General features: G+C 36.2%; 14 protein-coding genes. 4 read left to right on the forward strand and 10 right to left on the reverse strand.

The window, feature by feature from the left end; genetic code table 11:
• Positions 1–190: 190 nt before the first annotated feature.
• From tnpA to QUH73_RS02090, 6 genes are all read right to left on the reverse strand, one after another.
• The gene (gene tnpA / locus QUH73_RS02065; RefSeq protein WP_289528812.1) at positions 191–652 is read right to left on the reverse strand and encodes an IS200/IS605 family transposase; all 462 of its coding nucleotides are present in this window, start codon (positions 650–652) and stop codon (positions 191–193) included.
• Between the two features lie 729 nt (positions 653–1,381).
• Positions 1,382–2,956 (reverse strand): DndE family protein, encoded by a 1,575-nt coding sequence (locus QUH73_RS02070; RefSeq protein ID WP_289528813.1) that lies wholly within the window; start codon positions 2,954–2,956, stop codon positions 1,382–1,384.
• Positions 2,946–5,033, reverse strand: a complete 2,088-nt coding sequence (dndD, locus tag QUH73_RS02075; protein WP_289528814.1) for a DNA sulfur modification protein DndD — start codon at positions 5,031–5,033, stop codon at positions 2,946–2,948. The genes QUH73_RS02070 and dndD overlap by 11 nt, the downstream gene beginning before the upstream one ends.
• Positions 5,020–5,217, reverse strand: coding sequence for a DNA modification system-associated small protein (locus QUH73_RS02080; protein WP_289528815.1), 198 nt, complete (start codon positions 5,215–5,217; stop codon positions 5,020–5,022). Before QUH73_RS02080 ends, dndD begins: the two co-directional genes overlap by 14 nt.
• The gene (locus QUH73_RS02085; protein WP_289528816.1) at positions 5,210–8,131 is read right to left on the reverse strand and encodes a hypothetical protein; all 2,922 of its coding nucleotides are present in this window, start codon (positions 8,129–8,131) and stop codon (positions 5,210–5,212) included. Before QUH73_RS02085 ends, QUH73_RS02080 begins: the two co-directional genes overlap by 8 nt.
• Positions 8,132–8,545: 414 nt before the next feature.
• Positions 8,546–8,740: a hypothetical protein gene (locus QUH73_RS02090; protein WP_289528817.1), complete on the reverse strand. Its 195-nt coding sequence runs from the start codon at positions 8,738–8,740 to the stop codon at positions 8,546–8,548.
• 490 nt (positions 8,741–9,230) lie between these two features.
• Here QUH73_RS02090 and QUH73_RS02095 point away from each other — a divergent pair, with 490 nt between their 5' ends.
• Complete coding sequence (locus QUH73_RS02095) at positions 9,231–9,863, forward strand: hypothetical protein (protein WP_289528818.1); 633 nt, start codon at positions 9,231–9,233, stop codon at positions 9,861–9,863.
• Positions 9,864–10,096: 233 nt separating this feature from the next.
• Here the strand turns inward: QUH73_RS02095 and QUH73_RS02100 are convergent, their stop codons facing one another.
• Positions 10,097–10,447, reverse strand: coding sequence for a hypothetical protein (locus QUH73_RS02100; protein WP_289528819.1), 351 nt, complete (start codon positions 10,445–10,447; stop codon positions 10,097–10,099).
• A gap of 261 nt (positions 10,448–10,708) precedes the next feature.
• Between QUH73_RS02100 and purT the strand changes: the two genes are divergently transcribed.
• On the forward strand, positions 10,709–11,878 hold the full coding sequence (gene purT / locus QUH73_RS02105; RefSeq protein ID WP_289528820.1) for a formate-dependent phosphoribosylglycinamide formyltransferase: 1,170 nt from the start codon (positions 10,709–10,711) through the stop codon (positions 11,876–11,878).
• Positions 11,879–12,261: 383 nt separating this feature from the next.
• On the opposite strand, the gene QUH73_RS02110 is transcribed toward purT, so the two are convergent.
• The 3 genes from QUH73_RS02110 to pflB form a co-directional block, all read right to left on the reverse strand.
• Complete coding sequence (locus QUH73_RS02110; RefSeq protein ID WP_289528821.1) at positions 12,262–13,110, reverse strand: formate/nitrite transporter family protein; 849 nt, start codon at positions 13,108–13,110, stop codon at positions 12,262–12,264.
• 123 nt (positions 13,111–13,233) lie between these two features.
• Positions 13,234–13,959 (reverse strand): pyruvate formate-lyase-activating protein, encoded by a 726-nt coding sequence (pflA, locus tag QUH73_RS02115; RefSeq protein ID WP_289528822.1) that lies wholly within the window; start codon positions 13,957–13,959, stop codon positions 13,234–13,236.
• A 90-nt stretch (positions 13,960–14,049) separates the two neighbouring features.
• On the reverse strand, positions 14,050–16,275 hold the full coding sequence (gene pflB, locus QUH73_RS02120; protein ID WP_289528823.1) for a formate C-acetyltransferase: 2,226 nt from the start codon (positions 16,273–16,275) through the stop codon (positions 14,050–14,052).
• A gap of 621 nt (positions 16,276–16,896) precedes the next feature.
• Here pflB and QUH73_RS02125 point away from each other — a divergent pair.
• On the forward strand, positions 16,897–18,843 hold the full coding sequence (locus QUH73_RS02125) for a histidine kinase (RefSeq protein ID WP_289528824.1): 1,947 nt from the start codon (positions 16,897–16,899) through the stop codon (positions 18,841–18,843).
• Positions 18,844–19,087: 244 nt separating this feature from the next.
• The gene (locus QUH73_RS02130; RefSeq protein ID WP_289528825.1) at positions 19,088–21,781 is read left to right on the forward strand and encodes a zinc-dependent metalloprotease; all 2,694 of its coding nucleotides are present in this window, start codon (positions 19,088–19,090) and stop codon (positions 21,779–21,781) included.
• The last annotated feature ends 71 nt before the right edge of the window (positions 21,782–21,852 follow it).

Raw genomic sequence — 21,852 nt, forward strand, 5'->3', positions numbered from 1 at the left:
GATAAAACAGGGGTGTAGCCCTGCTGTTTTCGCAGCAGATAGTTTCGGCACCGATTTTTTTAGGAGCTTTAGCTCCAACATCTTCGTAGGATTTGTACGTGAGGGATAGAAACAGGGGCGTAGCCCACGCATCTTCGTAGCAGATAGTTTCTGCACCAATCCAATAGGGGCGTTAGCCCTGTAATCTTTTCTAATTATACCATTCAAATAAATATTTAGGGTTGTAATTCACGTCGAATTTTTCCAACAACAATAAATACTCTTCTTTAAATGATTGTTTTTTATGGTGTTCCGGTTGGTTCAATACATATTTTACCACATTATCGATATGCGATTTAGAATAGGTAAAAGCACCAAAACCATCTTGCCAGGAAAATTTCCCGGGGATGTATTTTTTCTCGTTCAACCATTTAGAAGAACCCGATTTTACTTGCTCCATTAATTTTGATGGGGAAATAGTTGGATGCATTCCAATAAATATGTGTGTATGATCGGGATTGCAATAGATGGCATAGGTTTTACATTTTTGGTTGGTAACAATGCCACAGATTACTTTTTCTAATTCATCTCTGAACCGTTCTTTGATTAGGTTTTCACGTCCTTTAACCGAAAAAACGAATTGGGTATATAATTGGGTGTATGTATTTGCCATATTTGTTTATTTAAGATGTCAGGGCTACGCCCTTTTTTTTCTTGTAATTACACATTTTCTACGAAGATGCATGGGCTACACCCCTGAAACTGTATTTGCCATATTTGTTTATTTAAGATGTCAGGGCTACGCCCTTTTTTTTCTTGTAATTATTCATTTCTACGAAGATGCATGGGCTACGCCCCTGAAACTGTATTTTGCCATATTTGTTTATTTAAGATGTCAGGGCTACGCCCTTTTTTTCTTGTAATTACACATTTTCTACGAAGATACATGGGCTACGCCCCTCATTCAATCTTTCCCTATTTTTTCGATGAAGGTTTTAGGGCTATGTTCCTAATTCTGTCGTTTGCATTATTTTTTACCAAGTTAATTGGGCTGCGCCCCTTTTTTTGTTTAGGGACGTTAGCTCCAACATCTTCGTAGGATTTGTACGTGAGAGATAAAACAGGGGCGTAGCCCTGATGTCTTCGTAGCAGACAGTTTTCGCACCAATGCAAAGGGGCGTTAGCCCTGTAATCTTCTCTAATCGTACCATTTAAATCTTGCCGGAGAACCGGCTTTTCCTTTGCTACCGCACGATTTTATCGTATGCTTATTACATCACCACAATCACTTCATTCAAAATTTCTTATTCACTCTAAATCCACCATTCTAGTACGCTGGGCTAAACATTATATACTAACCTTTACAAACCACACGATACAATCGTGCGGGAGCGGGGGCTGATTATTCATTTTCTATTGTTTTCCAAAATTGTCTAATCTTGATTGTTTTTGGTTCGTCAAGATTGATTAGACCTAAACCTGAATCAAGACGGTTGATTTCATTAATTAATTTATGCTCGCTCCTTGGTGTTCCGACGAATGTTTTTATCATTTTCGGGTCTTTGTTTTGAACGTTTAGGCAGATTGGTAATTTTACCTGTGAAGCAAAATCAAAGTCTTTAGTTTTATAATCTTCAACACCTTGTGAAAGCATTACGACAATCACCCCTTTTGAACGTAAAAGCCTTAATAAGTCTTCTAGTGCTTTCCTAGCATTTTTATTCTTTAAGTAGATATGAGCTTCGTCAATAACAATCACATATCTCAACGGAATAATATTATCTTTCGGTTCGGCATCATTTGCAGAACTAAAAAAGAAATTAAAATACCTTAATAGTAGAAATACACACAATTGCCTTAAAGTATCAGATAATGTTGGTGGCAAATTAAGATAAATACTTTTCTCAATAATGTTTTCGGAAATATCATCCGTAAAAAGTCCACTTGATAGGTCTTTAATTGCAGCAAGTAAGGTGTCAGGTTTTGTTTTAGTAACCTCATAATACTCTTCAAGTGCATTAGAAAGCTCTGACATGTTTGGATAAGTATTACCTTTTTCCTCAATTAAATTAGTTATTACTGTTTGTAAGATATGCTTCTGTGAAGTTCCCATTTGTGGAACAAAAGTGCCGATTGTATCTACAAATGCTTTTACACTAAATGTTTTTTGACGCTCACCTTCGCTTATATTTATAGAAACTAGAGGGTTGAATTTAAACCCATCATTCAAAATATCAATAAACTCACAATTTGTCTTATCCAAAAATGGCTTCAACTGAGAAGCATTCCCTTCACCTTTGTAATCAAAGAAAATATATTTGAGCTGATTTTTAGTATTTCTAGAAATCTGATATAAAACGTCTTTAATCAATTGAGTTTTACCAGAACCTGCCATACCAGCTATAGCAATATTTCTATTGTCGAATTCTGTTAAATCATTAATTTTTATCTCAATTTGTTCATTCTCTTTTGTTGAACCGAGTATAAATGATAATGGTTCTGAGTATTCTTTTACTACTGTTTGTTTTTTAACACAGCTTACAATAGAAACAGAACTTGATTGTAAGTCAAGGCCATGCTTTACAAGTTTCATTAAAAGCGAAATATGACCACCACTTGTAAAGTCAGTTTTAGAAAGTCTGTTTTCTAACAAAGACAATCCATGGTCTAAATGTAATTTGAAGTACCTGATAAAATCCTCATCAAATACTGAAGCTTTATAATATTCTTCTAAAATTGACTTATATATCGGTAAATTTGATACACCTTCTATAACGGAACCAAATAACCCTTTGTCATCACGAAACTCCCTTCCATCAGTTTTTGGGACAACATCTAACTGCAAATCAAAGCGTTTATTTGTTTGCAGACTATATGCAAAAGCTAGCCTTGGAACAACAGTCTCTGAATTGAATTTATATATAGATTTTATTCTATCAATTCTTTCTTCGGAATGTTTATCTATTTTAATTCTCATAACTTTGAAAATAACCTGGTTTAAAATTAGATTTCTTATTCTCGTTTACTATCAAATAAGATTTAGATACCTTATCTAAAATAGATTTGAAACGACGAGGTGTTATTTCATTATTTGTAGCTAACAAAACAACCTGACTAGATAAATCAGGATAGTAATTATTTAATATATTTTCAATGTGTTCATGGTCTAATCTCCCCAATGGGGTATCAATAAAAATTGGAAAATTTTGAATTGACTCGCTTAGAATTGCTTTAATTAAGCAGGAAATATAAATCTGCTTTTCACCAGTTGAGAAGCTTTCTTTGGGAATTTCATTACCATCTGAATCTAAAATTGAAACTTTAAGGCCCTTTCCATCAGGGAGAATGTCAATTCTTGAATCTTCAATAAAACTTGAACCTTTATGTTGCATTTTATGCATCAACTTTTGAAGCTCCGACAAAAGATTATTGGCTAAAGCTTCTTTTTTAGACCGTTTTTGATTGTCAATAAATGTCTGTAATGTATCAATATACTTCTTTGCTTCTGCAACCTTGTTTTTAATCAGTTGATTCCCACTGCTTTTTTGAAGTAAAATATTGTATTGTTGATTCAATCGCACATTATCTTTAAATAGCTTGTCTTTTTGGTTTTCAAGCGCCCCATTCTCAGCAATAATCTTTTCTAGCCTTCTGTCGGCTTCATCTTTTAAGGTTACTGTTTCTAAAATAGTTTCATCCTCTAAATCGGAATCAATCATTTTAATTTGTTTGTCTTTTGCAGCAATAGCTACCTGAACAGTATTAAACTCAGATATAGTTGACTCAAACAATTCCTTTGATTGTTGTTGTAATATCTGTGATGTTTTAAATATTAGTTCCTTATCCGCATTATTTAAATCAAGCTCAAAGTCAGTACTATTATCAGATTCTTTTACTTCAAATAGTTCGTTTAATAAACCCTGTGCTTTATCGGAGTAAAAGATTTTATTTTTAAATGACATTGAACCATCTTCGGGTTCTGGAGGCTGGTTAAACAGTTTCTCAGTGAAGCTATCAAGTTTTTTCTTTATGACTTCGTTATTCTCAATGTCCGATATTGATTGTTCTTGCAAATCAATCTGTTCAAGTACTTCTTCTATTTTTCCTCCAAGCATTGCTAAAGGAGCCAATTCGCTTAACTCATTGAACCTTTTTTCAAGTTCTTCTTTTTTGCCCTGTAATACTGTAAGTTCATTAAATAAATCCTCACGTTTAAATGAAGTTGTTTCTTTGCGGCTATTTTTATTAAGAAAGATTTGGTATTCCTTAATTTTGTCTTTCAACTCTTTAATATTCGTTTCATTAAGAGCCGATTTTAAATCAATATCCTCAATTTTTCCTTTATTTAACTCTATTGCCTTTTCAGTATTTATTATTTGTTCCTTAATATTAGTATTTGCCCCTTCTTTCTTTAAATTATTGCTATAAACTGATATATCTTCTTTCAGATTTTCATATAAATCAAGACCAAGCAGTTTTCCTAAAGCATCATTTAAAACATTTCCTTCATCTTTTGTTGAAAGTTCAGCCCATGAAGCAATTTTTTCAGCATCAAAGAACACAAATTTTGCTGCTTCTAGTGGAATCAAATAATCATTGATAAAGCTTACTTTGTCTTCAGGTTCGTTAAATAATTCTTCACCTTGAGAATTTAGAATTAATACCTTTTCTTCAATTTTATCGGTATTAAATACTCTTCTAATGAAAATCTTATTATCAGAAACCTTTAAGTTTGCAGGGTAATCAATTTCTTCAAATTGAATTTCGACTGAAAATTCAGAGTTATTTTCATCTTTTGAAGTCCAATTCAATGATTGCTTAATAAACTTTTGATAATTTGTCTCTTTTTGAACTTCACGTTTAAAACTTTCATCTATCTGTGTAATCTTCTCACCATAGAGACACCAAACAATGGAAATAAGAAAGTTTGTTTTACCGAAACCATTTTTACCACCAATTAACACAATATTTTGTTTTCCTTGTGTTTGCAAATCAATTTCAATAGTACCGTGGTACTGGCGGAAATTATCTAAAATTATCTTACTTATTCTCATTTTCTAACGCTTTTTCAATTTCTGAATCAATTGTTTGATGGATATAATGATTTCTTTTCTGTAGTTTTTTTAAACGTTCAGATTGCACTAACTTATCCATTGATTTAAAATCAACTCCGTTTTTTTCACAGATTGAATTTAGTTCTTCAATATGCTTTTTCTTTATTTGGTCTACATTATCCATAGAAATCAAATTTTATCTCATTTAACAATTGTATTTTATAATCTTCTAAGGTACCATTAATGAACTTATTCCTATTCCGATAGCAGAATTGGTAAAGTGGTTTTTCTAATTCACTACCTTTTGCTCTTGGCCAAATACTTGGGTTTGTTGCTCTAAACCTTTTTAGCTTTTCAAAATTATCTAACCATTTATTACTAAATACACCCAACTGATAAGGGAATTCTAACTTATCAAGTTTTTCCAATTGTTCATCAGAAAGTGTTTTATTTTTGTATGCTTTAAATAAGCTCATACAATATCTATATAATCTAATCTGTTTTTTATCAGAATCAATACATTTTGGCCAACCATTATTCTTTGTCTTAAATAATTCTAATTCTTCGTAGTTGTCATCCCAACTATTTATTGAAGCAGTATCAAAAGCAAAGTTTATTTTTTCGAGTGCCTCAATTTGAGTAGTATGTAATTTTCCTGATTCTAAGCCTCTTTTGCAATTATAACAAAATGTATAAAGAGCCCTTTCTACTGATGCTATAGGGTATGAATTATAATGTTCTAAGTAGGCTAAAAGCTTATTATAAGAATTCCACCAACGATTTGTAACAGTATGTACTCTTTCGCTTACAGGTTTAACAACTTTGTTTTTAGTATTATTAATTCTTTGTTCTGGTTTCTTTCTTAAAACGGGATATTTCAATACAAGCTCTGATATTTTTTCAGCTTTTGATCTAGCAAGTTTATCTTTACTTATCTTATTTAACTGAACATTCATAAAGCGATATCGCTTTTGTTCTTCTTCACTACCTGACGAATTAGGTAATCGAGAATTTTCTGAAACAAATGCTGATAACAATTCAAAACTTTCTTCCCAAGACCGTACTGTTAATTTTCTTTCTTTAACTTCAGTATATTTCAGATTATGATATTGCTTTGATTTTAAACCAATAAATAAACCGCAATAAAATTTAAACCTACTATTGACCTCCATTTGCAGATTGGAATATATATTTTTTGCAGTCGTGCTTCTATATTTATTGACATATTGCGTAATTTCATCAATATGTTTAGGTACTAACTGGGTCAATAAGAACTCCTCTGTTATATCTCTAATTGTACCACCTCGGATATTCCTTTCTTCTTCCCACTCCTTTAACCCATATATGCTTGTTCTACCAAAAGGCACAAATCCATTTATCCTTTTCATTGAAGCCCTTATACTATTCTCATCAGTATTATAATCTGGATATAACTTTTTAACCTTTTGGTAAATTACGTCAACTTTTGAAGGTTCTCCCAATGCTTCCAATGCTTCATACGAATATTCAAATACCTGTTTTATTGTATTTCTTTTAAACTTTATGTTATCATCTAAATCAATTGTAATTGTAAATTCATTGAAAATAATATGCTCTGCAATTTGTGTAATCACAAAATAATCTGTTTCAACTCCATCACATTGAAAAGTAGTTAAATATGTTTCAAAGTGAAACGAATAATCCTCTTCAATTCTTTCTGAAAGTCTTCTTTTTACGTCAATCATAAGAGAATCAAAATCATAAGATTCTTTAATTTCCTTTTTTATTAAATATATTGAGTTCCATTTTGAATCTACTCCTTTATATTTCACAATATTGAAAGCTAGGCTTTCAATATTCCCGACAACTTCATGAGTCTTATTAAAGATTATTGCTAATATTTTTGTTGCAAATACATCATTATACCTAACGCTTTCTTTCTGTTGAATTTCTTCAATTAAGGTTTCATCAACTATAACAATATCACTATCAGCATTGAGACCATATAAATTTAATGCATCAAATTCAAGACCATATAAAAAAGTGAACCTTAAATCAATTTCATCCAATAGCTTTTTTCTAATCTGTCTTGTTCTTTCTCTCGTTAAACTAATATCTGAAGCAATATCCTCTAACTTCTCTGGCAATGAATCAGTCCAAAAATTAAAACCTCTATTGAATATTTCTTGCTCATTGTCATTAAAAATATAGCTATTTGAAATTAATGTGTCTATAGTTTTAAAAACAGGTAAACCATTTTCAGAATCATAGTTATTCCAAATTTTGACAATATCTTCTTGTTTAAGGCAGAATTTTCTGCGCAAATAGGTATTAAAAAGTTCTATTGTTAATTCATCATCATTTTCAAAAAGCTGAACAGTTTCAATTTGTTCATTTATTTCACAAAAAAACAGTGTTAATTCTTCAATGGACTTTCTACCAATATTTTTAATCTTTCCTAAATCATAATTTGGCTCAATTAGGATTTCTTTGAGTCCACGAATTGAGAGATTTGAGCCTGAGAAATTATTTATTGCATTTAAGCTACGCACAGATAGACTGCTAGCCTGTGATTCAATTAAATTATTAAGTATTTTTCTTTGTCTGGCTGATAATTTGTCAATTTGTTCTTCAATAAGATTATTATTCAGCTGAAATTCAATTTTAGAAGAATTCATATATTTGTGACATAAACCTATCAATTCTTCATTTGAGCCATCCCCGCAATTTCTAATCTTTTTAAATGTTTTATTGAACTTGTAGTAATTTACAATATCTTCCAGCGTATCTAAATTGGCTCTACCACAGCTATTTTTGGAACGCATATTAAGCTCTTTGCCTAGAAATAATTGTTCAACAGTTATGGATAGTATGTCGGTGGATAGAATAGTTGGTTCAATATGCAAACCCTTGTGTTTCTCACAGAAACTAATTAATTCTTCATTGCTGTTATTACCACAATTTCTTAATTTTTTAAAAGTATGATTTTCAGAGTAGAATTTTAATATGGAATCAATATTTGTCAGTCCGTTAGATTCACAAATATTTTGTGAGCGGATTGAAATATTTTCAGTCGTAAATAATTCATTTAAACTAATACCTCCTATTACAATATCCATTCTCATTTATATAAAATCCTTTGTGTGCAATCTGCGTGGGCTTCCATAACTGTTCCGAAGGACAGAAGCAGGCGAGCAAAAACATTTTTTTTCTTGCTTCAATCTTCAATCCGTTTTTTCAATTCTATAATCACCTATAAATATTCATTTCGTTCTTTCCATTTGTGGCCAACTTCTAAATAAAGCCATGGGCTTTATTTAGTTTGTAATTACTTATCGTTACTAGAAACCCAATGTACTTATCTTTTTTTTAATTGTAACAGGAAATCAAAAAAAAAATATGTTTACACTATTTTGGTTTGCCGAGAGTAGGGGGGAGTGGGCGAAAAAAACACCCTACTGTTTTTTAAAGAGATTGATTGGTTTTAATCATTTAAGAATATCCAATGCCGATCAGAAACTATCTTTTGCCTTTTAATTTGGCTCCCAGAAAACTTTCAAATGGTATTTTACAATTTGCAAAATGCATGTTGCGATTTGTCCTTGACGAAAACAGGCACTATTTGTCCCATTTGGAGCACCAAAAATGCCAAAATTAACTTCTAAAACGTCTCCTGCAAATTCAAACGGGTCTTTTGCAAATTGTAAAACGTCTTTTGCAAATTGCAAAATGGCACAATTTGTTCGAAAAAACATTTACATGTTGTGTTTTTAACAGAAACGAAATTTATTGTGAACAAGCAATAAATACAGGCATTACAGACCAAACAGTATACGTAAATTGATTAACAAAATAAATTAAATATAACAAAACGTCATTTTTTTGGTTTTTCGCTTACAACTCCGGTAAAAGTCTGTGTGTTAAACAGTAGTAGTGCATAGTAAAAGTGGCGATTTATTGCGCATCGCCCTGTTTAGGCATTTTCAAAACTTAACCATATATTATTTTACTTTTTGATTTATAAAAAAAACACTAAAAATGTGCCAATTGACCCGTTTCCGGAACAATAAATTTTCCTCCTGAAAGCCCAGTATTTTTGCGATGTTAAGTAGTTCGAATAAAAAAAATATCATAAAAATATATATATTTATAAAAAATCTTTTCTAGCTTTAATACAGGATCCTGAAGAATATGTTTAATCATTAAAAATTAAAAAAGATGTCACAAATAATAGTTAAAAAAGATTTTATAGAACACAATGAGACTGGTTTTGCCAGAAAGAGAGACAATTTTTTGGCCAAGGCACCTCAATTGGTTACCGATGGACTTTTGCCCAAAGAACCAACTGATTCTATTATACAAGAGCTGCAGGTGGATAAAACCCGCTGCGATCAGAAAAATGCAGATCAGAAAATAGCCCGTGATTCCCGCACTATTTATGTTGGAGGTCATAGTTCTGTTGAAAAATCATTGCGGGAATACAAAAAAATCATTGACAATACGCCAGGCATTACTCCAGAATTAAAACTGGAATTGGGTTTGGTGAACGAAAGCAAGGTAGAGTCAACCACCAGCAAGAAACCAGATCTGAAAGGAAAAGAAGTGGGGGGCGTTCCTCATATCAGTTTTACTAAATTTCCCATGGATGGCATTATGCTGTACGGCAAAATAAACGATGGGAATTATGATTTTGAGACCAGCGTAAAAGGATCGTATTTTGAAGATACCCGTCCGCGGATTAATTCAAAAATTGCCGAGGTTAGAGAATATTATGCCTACTATATGTACGCGGGTAAAAAGGTAGGCAAGCAATCGGAGATCATTCGGGTGGTTCTTAATCCAATCGAATAATCAAGGCAAATGCTTTCAGAATGGGTTGTTTCTGAAGCGAAGAAAGAGGGTGTTTAAAAAAGGAATTGTTTCGTGCTAAAATAAAATTCGGTTTTACTCCAGTATCTAAAAGAGAGACTGAATTTCAACGACTTCCCTTTAGGGAATTGAAGGGAAAAAGTCGTTGAATAGCTTACGATTCTGCTTTTTAGGCATCCTCTTTTTTATGGCGGCAACAGGCGCTTGTTGATACTTTAATCTCTAATGCGGTCAATCAACCTACGTATATCGGCCATTGTTTTTATAACAGTACCGTCATTGATAATTTTTTTCGCTTTGCTTTTTGCGGGCGAAGTCATTCTTTGTTTTTTTACTTTTACCGGCCTGGGCATGCGGGCACGTGCCTGTTGTTCTTCTCTTTTTTGTACAATTAATTCCAATCGTTTTAATTGTTTGATTCTTTTTTCTTCTTTTTCCTTTGCAATCCGTTCAGCTCTAAAATTGTAATAATCTTGTATAACTTCTTCGCTGTCTTGCTGCAGGCAATTTTGTTTGGTAACAAGAAAGTTGAAAAAATCGGTAAGGGTATTGTGCTCTCTACTCATAATGCTTTATTTATATAGGGATGACTTAAGAAGATGAATTGTATGGCTAAATTTAAACATTAATTTTGTGATCCTGTTTCGTTTGATCAATCAAATGTCGTCATTTTTCTGCAAATTGAATGATGTTGGCCTGCATTAAAATGCCTCTACTGTTTGAAAAAGCGATCTGTTCTGCCCGGATTTAGAAAAATAGAATGTAATTTTACACTTTTTACTGCTTAGTAACCATTAAAAATCCATTTATAAATCGAAAGTAATTTTATGGTAAAGAAGATTTTACTGTTGGGCTCAGGAGAGCTGGGAAAGGAATTTGTGATTGCGGCTCAACGTTTGGGACAAAATACAGTTGCCGTTGATAGTTACGCGGGAGCTCCTGCTATGCAGGTTGCCGATGCTTTTGAAGTGATTAATATGCTCGATGGTGATGCGCTTGATGCGCTTGTAGCCAAACATCAACCGGATTTAATTGTGCCGGAAATTGAAGCCATTCGTACCGAACGCTTTTATGAGTTCGAGAAACAAGGCATTCAGGTAGTTCCGAGTGCAAAAGCGGCCAATTTTACGATGGATAGAAGAGCGATCCGCGATTTGGCAGCAAAAGATCTGGGAATCAGAACTGCAAAATATTTGTATGCCGGCTCGTTGGAGGAGATGTATGCTGTGGTGGAAGAGGTTGGAATACCTTGCGTGGTGAAACCCCTGATGTCATCATCAGGAAAAGGGCAGTCGGTAATTAAATGCGAAGCTGATATTGAAAAGGCCTGGAACATTGCCGGATCGAAAGGACGTGGTGATTCCGGAGATGTGATTGTAGAAGCATTTGTGAAATTTACTTCGGAGATTACTTTGCTTACCGTTACACAGAAGAACGGGCCATGCTTATTTTGCCCGCCGATAGGTCATGTTCAGGAACGTGGTGATTATCAGCAAAGCTGGCAACCTGCTGTAATTTCCGATGCCGATGTAAAAGCAGCACAGGAAATGGCTGAAATGGTTACCCGAGAACTGGGAGGTGCTGGTCTTTGGGGAGTAGAATTCTTTATTTGTGAAGATGGGGTTGTTTTTTCGGAATTATCGCCCCGTCCGCACGATACGGGTATGGTTACTCTTGCCGGAACACAAAATTTCAGCGAATTTGAATTGCATTGTCGTGCCGTATTGGGTTTACCTATTCCTGAAATAAGTTTGGAAAGAGTAGGAGCGAGTGCTGTAATTCTTGCGCAGAGTGAAGGATCTCATCCTTATTTTGAAGGATTGGAAAAAGCCGCAGCCTATCCCAAATCTGATTTGCGTTTGTTTGGCAAACCAACCAGCCGCGAATACCGCCGCATGGGAGTGACTTTAGCCTACAATTCCATTGGTACAGATGTTTTTACCTGCGTAGATCAGGCCAAAGAAATGGCTGCTTTAATTAGGGTGAAGAATAAGTGAGAAGGGGCTTGAAAAGTCAAATGGTCGAAAGTCTTTAAAATAAAAGAGGATGTTCATTGGTTTGAACATTCTCTTTTTATCAATATGGCATTCGATTTCGAATTATCTGACATCCTGAACAAAGTGAAGGATCTTTTCAGTAAGCAGATCCCTCGATTCCTCGGGATGACATAGCACTTGCAAATAAAGAGTCTTGAAGAGTCAAATGGTCGAAAGTCCAAGAGTCTTAAAAAAATAGAAGAGGATGTTCATTGGTTTGAACATCCTCTTTTTATCAATATGGCATTCGATTTCGAATTATCTGTCATCCTGAACAAAGTGAAGGATCTTTTCAGTAAACAGATCCCTCGATTCCTCGGGATGACATAATTCCAAATTCCAAATTATTTCTTATCGTAAGCATACCAATAGGCCGTTCCCACAAATAATCCACCACCAACAATATTCCCGAGGGTGGCAGGAATCAGATTTTTCACAATAAAATCCATCCAAGTGATGGCAGCACCATGAAAAATAGCGACCGGAATAAAAAACATATTGGCTACACAGTGTTCAAAACCCATGGCAACGAAAGCCATCACCGGAAACCAGATTCCAAGTATTTTACCGGTGATATCCTTAGCTGCATAAGCCAGCCACATGGCCAATGCCACCATCCAGTTGCAGGCAATTCCTTTTAGGAATGTTTTGTAGAAGGGAGCCGATGTTTTTGCAATTGCGATTTTAATTGCGGTATCTGCCGAAGGAGAATTCATCAAAACTTCAGTAAGATAAACCAAAAAATAGGCAACAATAATAGATCCGATAAAATTTCCGATGTAAACAATTCCCCAATTCTTTAGCGGCACTTTAAACGACATGCGTTTCGATAGTACCGAAGGGATAAAGTAGGCTGTGTTTCCGGTAAACAGTTCGGCTCCGGCAACAGCACAAAGAATGAGTCCCAATGGGAAAACGGCACCAAAAAAGAATTTTTGCAATCCGGGATTCGTTTGAGCCAATCCGGGCATGGCGCCACCAACAATTAAGGCCAGCAAACTGCCCATGGCAATGTATCCGCCTGCAAGAATTGCCAAAACAAATACTTTATTGGCTGGTGTATTTTGTTTTGCTTCTGCCGTATGATTCACAACCTGAACTGTTTCAGCAGGTGAATGGAAGGCCTGCTGCGTTAGTGCAATTGTTTTTTTATTCTCTACTTCAATAATATCAATTGATTCTTGAAATGACATTGATTTTTATTTTTTCTGTTAGAAATTGGAGGTTACGGTACGCTGTACCTTATTTTTCAACCTAATATGTTTCTACAAATACTGCGGTGCTCTGCACCCAGCAATTTAATTTTGTGCTAACTGCTAATTAATAATTACTTCTTTAAAATACCGAAGAAAGATATCCTTTGCCACCTGCAGTTGTTCCAATGTGTTTTCAGGTACATCGCTCAGTTTGTATTCCATGTTTAAGTGTTCATATTTGTGAACGCCCAGTTTGTGATAGGGCTGAATTTCCAGCTTTTCAATGTTTCCGTATTCCTGAAAATATTTCCCCATCTCGTGCAGATATTCAGGCTGATCGGAGTACCCGGGAACCAGCACATAACGCATCCACACTTTCACCTCTTTCTCGCGGAGGTATGCTGCAAATTTAAGAGTGGTATCGTTGCGTTTACCAGTTATCTTTTGATGCCAGTCCGGGTTGATGTGTTTGATGTCGAGCAGAACCAAATCTGTATGCTGCAGCAATTCTTTAACATCATCGGTAAGTACATTTCCATTGCTGTCGATACAAGTGTTAAAGCCCTCCTCTTTCAGTTGTCTGAAAAGAATTTTGAGTTCTTTCGCCTGCCAAAGCGGTTCTCCGCCCGAAATGGTTACCCCACCAATTTTCCCAAAGAAAGGACGTTGATTACGTGCCATTCTCATGATTTCTTCAAGCGGAGTCGGTGTTCCTCCTTCGAAAGTAATGGTATCGGGGTTGGCACAGTACAAACATTTAAAGGCGCATCCCTGCAGAAATACGACCAGTCGGATTCCCGGGCCGTCGTAAGTACCTAATGATTCAAAAGAATGAACGTTTAACATGATTTGCTTGTTTAGTGAATGAGTATCAAAAAAAAGAGGCCGGAAACTCTCAAAGAAAGCTCCGGAACTCTTTAGGATAATTCAACGATCTTACATTCTCTCGAAAAAGCTGCGGGAGATCACCTCCAGTTGCTGCTCACGGGTTAAACGTACAAAGTTTACAGCATAACCCGAAACACGGATGGTCAGCTGAGGATATTCTTCAGGATGTTCCATTGCATCCTCCAGCATCGCGCGGTCCAACACATTTACGTTTAGGTGATGAGCACCTTTCATAAAGTAAGCATCCATCATGGTAACCAGATTATCCTGACGGGTTGCTGCTGTTGCTCCCAACGATTTAGGAACAATAGAGAAGGTGTTCGAAATACCATCCAACGAATCTTCGTAGTTGATTTTGGCTACAGAGTTTAAAGAAGCAATTGCCCCGTGAGAATCACGTCCGTGCATTGGATTGGCTCCGGGAGCAAAAGGAACACCTGCAGCCCGGCCATCGGGAGTAGCACCGGTTTTCAATCCATAAACTACGTTCGAGGTAATGGTAAGGATCGACATGGTTGGTTCAGCATTCTTATAAGTATGCAGTTCTTTCAACAAGCTATTGAATAGATTTGGGATTTGAACAGCAAAACAATCTACTGCATCATCGTCGTTTCCATAGTATGGAAAATCTCCTTCAATTTTAAAATCGCAGGTCAAACCTTCTTCGTTACGAACGGCAGTTACTTTTGCATTTTTAATGGCTGATAAGGAATCGGCAACAATCGAAAGACCGGCAATACCATAAGCAAGATTGATAGCCGGATTGGTATCCACCAAAGCCATCTGAGCTTTTTCGTAGTAATATTTATCGTGCATGTAATGGATGATGTTCATTGAATCGTTGTAAACACGAGCCATTTCTTTCATCGCAATCATGTAGTTGCTCATTACTTCGTCGAAATTCAATTCATCACTGCTCATGGCAGGAATGCCATTGATCAGCTGAGTTCCTGTTTTCTCGCAACGTCCGCCGTTCAACGATAAAAGAAGGGTTTTTGCCAGATTACAGCGGGCACCAAAAAATTGAATCTGCTTTCCGATTTCCTGATAGGAAACGCAGCAGGCAATTCCGTAATCATCCGATTTACGGGTATCACACATCAACTGATCATTCTCATACTGAATAGAAGAAGTATCGATAGAAACCTGAGCACAGAATTTCTTGAATCCTTCAGGCAATTTCTCCGACCAAAGAACCGTCATGTTTGGTTCCGGTGAAGCTCCGAGAGTATATAATGTATTTAAGAAACGGAAGGATGTTTTGGTTACTTTGGTTCTGCCGTCAATTGTGTTTCCACCGATCGATTCAGTTACCCAGGTTGGATCACCCGCAAAAATCTCATCGTAAGCATTCATACGAAGATGACGAACCATACGCAGTTTCATTACGAATTGGTCAAGCATTTCCTGAGCAAACTCTTCGGTAATAAAACCTGCTTCCAAATCTCTGTTGATATAGGCATCCAAAAAAGTTGAAACATTACCCAATGACATTGCCGCACCATCCTGCTCTTTTACTGCCGCAAGATAGCCCATGTAAACCCACTGAATTGCTTCCTGAGCTGTCTCAGCCGGACGATTCAATTCCAGTCCGTATTTCTCACCCAGCTTTTTGATTTCGCCAAGAGCTTTTATTTGTTCGGCTACTTCTTCGCGAAGACGAATCAATTGATCTGTCATGGTTCCGGTTAAACCATTCAAATCTTCCTTTTTAGCTGCAATCAAACGATCAATTCCATAAAGTGCTACACGACGGTAATCACCAATAATACGGCCACGTGCATAATTGTCAGGCAAACCAGTTAGGAAGCCTAAGGAACGAAACTTACGGATTTCGTCGGTGTAAGCATCAAAAACACCATCGTTGTGTGTTTTTGCATAGTTGCGGAAGATGTCCTTTACACGATCTGATACTTCAAGACCTTGTTCTGTGCATGCTTTCTCAACCACAGCAATACCGCCGTAAGGCTTCATGGCTCTGCGAAGAAGTTCATCGGCCTGCAAACCAACAATCAGCTCTAAGGATTTATCGATATATCCGGCTCCGTGAGAAGCAATAGCCGACACTGTTTCTGTATCGATTGAGCGAACTCCATTGTTGGCACGTTCTTCTTTAACGGCCTCTTTGCAGATATTCCAAAGTTTTTTTGTGCGTTCTGTTGCTCCTGTTAAAAATGAAGCATCTCCTGTGTAAGAAGTTAAATTATTACTAACGAAATCTCTAACGTTAATCGTTTTTTGCCATTCACCGGCTTTAAATTGAACTCTTTTCATTCTAATAATGATTTATTTCAATGGTTGAATGGAACAATCATCCGTCTTGTATTGATTTTAAAAATCAAAATTACTACAGGACTCCTGATGCTTGTCCGCTTAAAATTTTTGGTATTACAGTTTCTCTTATTCTTTTTTTAAGCAGCAAAAGAAGAAGACTTAAAGCTCTTTTTTGCTGTAAGGGTGCAAAGGAACTCTTTTCTGTTTTCTCACGCAATACCTGTTAATAGTGATTTTTTTAGTGCAAACGATATTGCAAAAGCAAAAGTTCTGGTTATAGATCACTTAGCTTACTGATGAAAATATGTTGAGAAACATGTTATTTAGATGGATTATATAGAAGCAGGCAATATTTTGCAGGAATTGATACAGGTTGTAAGAAACTGTATCAATTTATTTTTAGAAATTTTTATCGAAGAAAAAAGATTCAGAATAAGACAAATTTGAGGCGAACAGTGGTTCTATTTAAAGATAATTTAACGCAATTATGAGGTTTTTGGCTTATAAAAAAGCCAAAGGATAAATTTTTAAACAGTTTCTAAGATTTGTAATCTTTTTCCGGCTGCAATTTGGATACTACTCTTTTGATCTGCTACATTTGTGCTTTACTTACAATAAAGAATGAAATTTCGTAACAAATCAATTATACTGGTCGGGATAATTATTATTCTGAGTTTTGGAGGTGTCGCTTATTTAATAGGTGAGAAGATGGCCGTTACTGCCGGGAAAATGAGTCTGGACCTGGCTGTCTCCAAAGCGCAAAATAGTTTTTTAATCGTTAAAAACGAATTGGACGGCAGTGTTCTTCGCACTGGTTTAATGGCCAATGTGTTGGTGGAGTCTATTGATTTTACCGGGCAGGATGAAAAGGTAATTGTAAAAACGCTGCAGTCGGAATTAAAACTCAGAAACGAATTAAATGCCTGTTGGTATTCATCAATTGATGGAAATGATACTTCCGGTCCGGGAAAATTGAACGTGTATTTTAGGAAGAAGGGGAATGAAATTGTTAAAAGTGCACTTTTAGATAAGCAGCTGGATTTAATCGAAAAGCTGATGATTCAGGGAAGAGAGATGATTTCGGCACCCTATTGGAGTTCTGATAATCGTTTGCTTGCAACGGTACTGGAGCCAGTGATTAAAAATGATCAGATTGTTGGGGTTTTAGGAACAGATTTGGATTTGTATCAGTTTCAGCAGCATTTTTATGACAACGAATCATTGGGAAGAGCTTATGTAACTATTATTTCGGAACAAGGATTCTGTATTTCTCATCCGGATGAAAAATTAATTGGAAAGCGAATTGATACTTTGGCTGAAGGGGCAAGGATTCATGATGTTCTGGCATCAGGAAATAAATATCAGGAAGAAGTGCAGTCTGATTATTTACAAGTGCCTGTTATGAGGGTATATCAGCCGGTTAAAATTGGTAATTTGGATAAAAAATGGCTGGTAACTGTTAGTGTTCCTCTTTTTAATGTGAAAGAATCTGTTCAGGAAATCCGCAATTCAACTTTTCTGATTGGTTTGGTTTTGGCTCTTTTACTAATGGTATTTCTTTACTTTTCCCAGCGCAGGTGGTTTCTTGAATTTAGCAAAAGACAAAGGGCCGAAAGGAAGCATCGCAATGAGGTAAGCAAATTGTCTTCGATCATGGAGAGTACCGATCAGATCATGATTTTTTCGGTGGATAAAAATTACAGGTACACAAGTTTTAATAGTGTTCATAAATTGAATCTGGAGAAAAATGAGGGCGATAACATTCGGCTGGGAAGTAATTCATTGGATACTTATTATGGTGATTTCCGCATTCAGATGAAAAAGCATTTGGATCGGGCATTGGCAGGAGATCATTTTTTAGTGGAATTTAAAAGGCACGGCATCGATTATCAGCAGATATTTAACGCCATATCCGACGCAGAAGGCAAAGTTGTAGGTGTTTCCAGTTTTTGCTTTGATATTAGCGAAACTCTCGAATTGCGGCGCAAGGCTCTCGAAGAGGAAGAAGAAAAAGTAAAAGCACAGCTAAAGAATATTAAAAACCAGATCAATCCGCATTTCTTATTTAATTCTCTAAATTCCCTTTACGCTTTGGTAGAGGGAGAGCCAAAACTGGCCAGAAAGTTTATTCTGAGTTTATCGAAGGTCTACCGTTATTTATTGGATAGCAACAACAGTAATCTGATCAGTTTAAAACAGGAGCTCGATTTTATTAAGCAGTATCTTTTCCTGCAGAAAATCCGCTTTGGCGACAACCTACTTTTAGAATATGATATTAAAGAAGAAGCACTGAACAGAAAACTACCATCTGTCAGCATACAATCATTGGTTGAAAATGCCATCAAACACAATATAATAACAAGCGAAAAACCACTCACTATTCGTATATCTGTTTCAGACGAATATGATTTAATTGTCGAAAATCCGTACCAACCCCGCACCGACAGGAGTCACAGTCCGGGTACCGGATTAAAAACGCTGGAGGCTTTGTATGCTTTTTTGGGCAACAAGCAACCTGTTTATGGAATTGAAAATGGCTTTTTCCGGGTAAAACTGCCTTTGTTTTAATCCGTAAAGATTATTTTTCCAGTCGGTGTGAAGGCTTCATACCGGTTTTCCTGTCATTCACTCCTTAATCTTTCCGGTTCACTCCCTTCTTTTTTCTTGCAGATCAAAATTAATTCATTTTTGTTTCGAATTATTGCTCAATGAAATTCATTTGGCAGTATTGAAACGAACAAAAATTGAATGATGTAATGACGTGAGTATCCGTGTAGGGGCGATGCTTACAACTACAAACAAAATAGATTAAATGAACGTAAGTACAATCACACCAAATCACAAAATTACCCGACTGTTTTTGATGGCATGTATTCTGGGGGGAATGAGTTTGCCGTCACCAGCATCAGAACGATCTTCTGTTTCTGCGGAAGACGGAATTTTTACTTTCTGGAAAAAGAAAAAGACAGAAACCGAGTCGGATACTACGAAAGGAAAAGATAAAGATTCAAAACTAAAAAAGTACGATGAAATCATTACTTCGGATGCGATCACGAAAAAAGGAGTAATAGCTATTCACAGAGTAAAAAAGGATTACTATTTCGAAATTTCGGATTCGTTGCTGAACCGCGATTTTCTTTTGGTCAATAAAATCTCTAAAGTGCCTTCTGAGATTAATGAGTTGGGTTTTAACAAAGGAATCAATTATCAAAATTTATTGATTCGTTTCGAAGTGGATACTTTAACTGAAAAAATTTGGGTGAAAACTTATCATCCATACTACGAAGGGAAAGCAGGGGATGCGATTACTCAGTCGGTGGAAGATAATTACATGCCTTCCATCAGAGAATGCTTCGATTTGGCTTGTTTTGGAAAAGACTCAACTACCTATGTATTTAAGGTAAATAAGGTATTCGACGGATCGGAAAAAAGTTTAAATGATTTGTTTGGAATACTTGGAATGCCGGGAGCTGCAGTGAAAGATCTTTCGAAAATTAACGAAGTGAAAAGCTTTCATAAAAATCTGGTTGTAAAGTCATTGCTGACCACTAAAGCAGAAGGGATTACCGTAACCGTAGAAGTTACCTCGAATATGGTTTTGTTGGCTAAGAAAGCGATGAAACCAAGATTTGCAGACCGTAGAATCGGATATTTTACAACCAAACATTTTTATTATAGTGATGATCAGCAGGCTGTTGAAAACAGAGAGTTTGTGAATCGCTGGAGATTGGAGCCAAAATCTGAAGATGTAGAAAAATATTTGGCAGGAGAATTGGTGGAACCGAAAAAGCCAATTGTTTACTATATCGATCCATCAACACCGCCTCAGTGGCGACAGGCAATAAAAGACGGGATTACCGATTGGCAGTCTGCTTTTGAAAAAGCTGGATTTAAAAATGCCATTGTTGCAAAAGATGCACCAACCGACGATCCTGATTTTGACGGTGATGATGTTCGCTATTCCATGATTACTTATGCGGCATCCAATCAGGCAAATGCAATGGGGCCTTCGGTTGTAGATCCCCGGTCGGGTGAAATTATTGAGGCTGACGTTATTTGGTGGCACAATGTAATGACTGCCCTGCATTCTTGGATTCGTATTCAGACTGGAATTATTGATCCGAAAGCAAGAGACAATAAATTTAGCGATGAACACATGGCTCATGCCATCCGATTTGTGTCATCACACGAAATAGGACATACGCTTGGTTTAATGCACAATATGGGTGCTTCAGCTACTTTCCCGGTAGATTCTTTGCGTTCCAAATCATTTACAAATAAAATGGGCGGAACGGCTCCATCCATTATGGATTACGCCCGTTTCAACTATGTGGCGCAGCCAAAAGATGAAGTGGTAAACATTACTCCGCAAATTGGAGTGTACGATAAATACGCAATTGCCTGGGCTTATCGCTGGATTCAGGAAGATACTCCTTGGGACGAAGTGCAGGTTTTGAGTCAAATGATAAGAAAGCACGAGAACGATCCATTGTATCATTATGGTCCTCAGCAAGACGGAAAGAATACCATCGATCCATCAGCGCAAAGCGAAGACTTGGGTGACAATTCGATGAAAGCAAGTCGTTACGGCCTGGCTAATTTGAAACGAATTGTTCCTGAAGTAGAAAAATGGACTTGTGAAGAAGGTGAAAGCTACGAGAAAGCAGGTAAAATGATGATGGGAGTAATCGGACAATGGTTTACTTACGCAAATCATGTTGTGGCAAATGTGGGGGGGATCTATTTAGATCAACCGGTATTTGGCGAAACGAAATCAGCCTATGTTCACGTTGAAAAAGCGAAACAGAAAGACGCGATCAAATATTTGATTGAGGAAGTAATTAATATTCCTCAATGGATTGCCAATGCTGAGATTTATAAAAAATCTTATCCCATTAAGGAATCGGTAATTGGTGATATTGAATACGCTCCAACAACCTTGTTTAGGGATTTGCATGCACGCATTTTTTACTCCTTGCTGGAAAAGGAACGACTGTTGCGCATGCAGCAAAACGAAGCTGAAAATGGGGATAATGCTTATACATTAACAGAAATGATGAGCGATCTGCATCAGGGAATATTTAGCAAAACAATTAAAAATCAGAAGTTGGATGTTTTTACCCGTCAGTCACAAAAAAACTTTGTTGATGTTTTAATTATTTCTCAAAACAAGACTTTAGAGAAGACAAGTAAAAAGTCACTCCAAAATCAGGAGGCAGCATGTTGTCCGTTGCATCAGCACATGCCCTTGTTGTGCGACTATGGAGTAAAAAGCCGTGAGCTGTTTCATGATCCTGAAAGCGATGATCGGTCGAGCCGATACGCCAACCGAAACTTATTTTACGCCACAATGAACCGGGTGTCGGATGATGTGTCGGTGAAACGCGGTGAGTTGCTGCGGATTAAAGAATTATTAGTGAAGAGGGTGAAGATCGACGATGAAGCAACACGTTTTCATTATCAGGATCTGATTCTTCGAATTGAAGAAGCATTACATACACATTAAAAATAAACCCAACAGATGGGGAGATTAAAAAAAATCTCTCTGTCTGTTTTTTTGAATGAATTAACCACTAT

Origin of the sequence: Labilibaculum sp. K2S, assembly GCF_030372765.1 — a bacterium.
In the GTDB taxonomy this organism is placed as follows: domain Bacteria; phylum Bacteroidota; class Bacteroidia; order Bacteroidales; family Marinifilaceae; genus Labilibaculum.

Bases quoted from the DNA above. Each gene is read 5' to 3' on its own strand.
- tnpA (WP_289528812.1), bottom strand. From the start codon at position 652: ATGGCAAATACATACACCCAATTATATACCCAATTCGTTTTTTCGGTT.
- QUH73_RS02070 (WP_289528813.1), bottom strand. From the start codon at position 2,956: ATGAGAATTAAAATAGATAAACATTCCGAAGAAAGAATTGATAGAATA.
- dndD (WP_289528814.1), bottom strand. From the start codon at position 5,033: ATGAGAATAAGTAAGATAATTTTAGATAATTTCCGCCAGTACCACGGT.
- QUH73_RS02080 (WP_289528815.1), bottom strand. From the start codon at position 5,217: ATGGATAATGTAGACCAAATAAAGAAAAAGCATATTGAAGAACTAAAT.
- QUH73_RS02085 (WP_289528816.1), bottom strand. From the start codon at position 8,131: ATGGATATTGTAATAGGAGGTATTAGTTTAAATGAATTATTTACGACT.
- QUH73_RS02095 (WP_289528818.1), top strand. From the start codon at position 9,231: ATGTCACAAATAATAGTTAAAAAAGATTTTATAGAACACAATGAGACT.
- QUH73_RS02100 (WP_289528819.1), bottom strand. From the start codon at position 10,447: ATGAGTAGAGAGCACAATACCCTTACCGATTTTTTCAACTTTCTTGTT.
- purT (WP_289528820.1), top strand. From the start codon at position 10,709: ATGGTAAAGAAGATTTTACTGTTGGGCTCAGGAGAGCTGGGAAAGGAA.
- QUH73_RS02110 (WP_289528821.1), bottom strand. From the start codon at position 13,110: ATGTCATTTCAAGAATCAATTGATATTATTGAAGTAGAGAATAAAAAA.
- pflA (WP_289528822.1), bottom strand. From the start codon at position 13,959: ATGTTAAACGTTCATTCTTTTGAATCATTAGGTACTTACGACGGCCCG.
- pflB (WP_289528823.1), bottom strand. From the start codon at position 16,275: ATGAAAAGAGTTCAATTTAAAGCCGGTGAATGGCAAAAAACGATTAAC.
- QUH73_RS02125 (WP_289528824.1), top strand. From the start codon at position 16,897: ATGAAATTTCGTAACAAATCAATTATACTGGTCGGGATAATTATTATT.
- QUH73_RS02130 (WP_289528825.1), top strand. From the start codon at position 19,088: ATGAACGTAAGTACAATCACACCAAATCACAAAATTACCCGACTGTTT.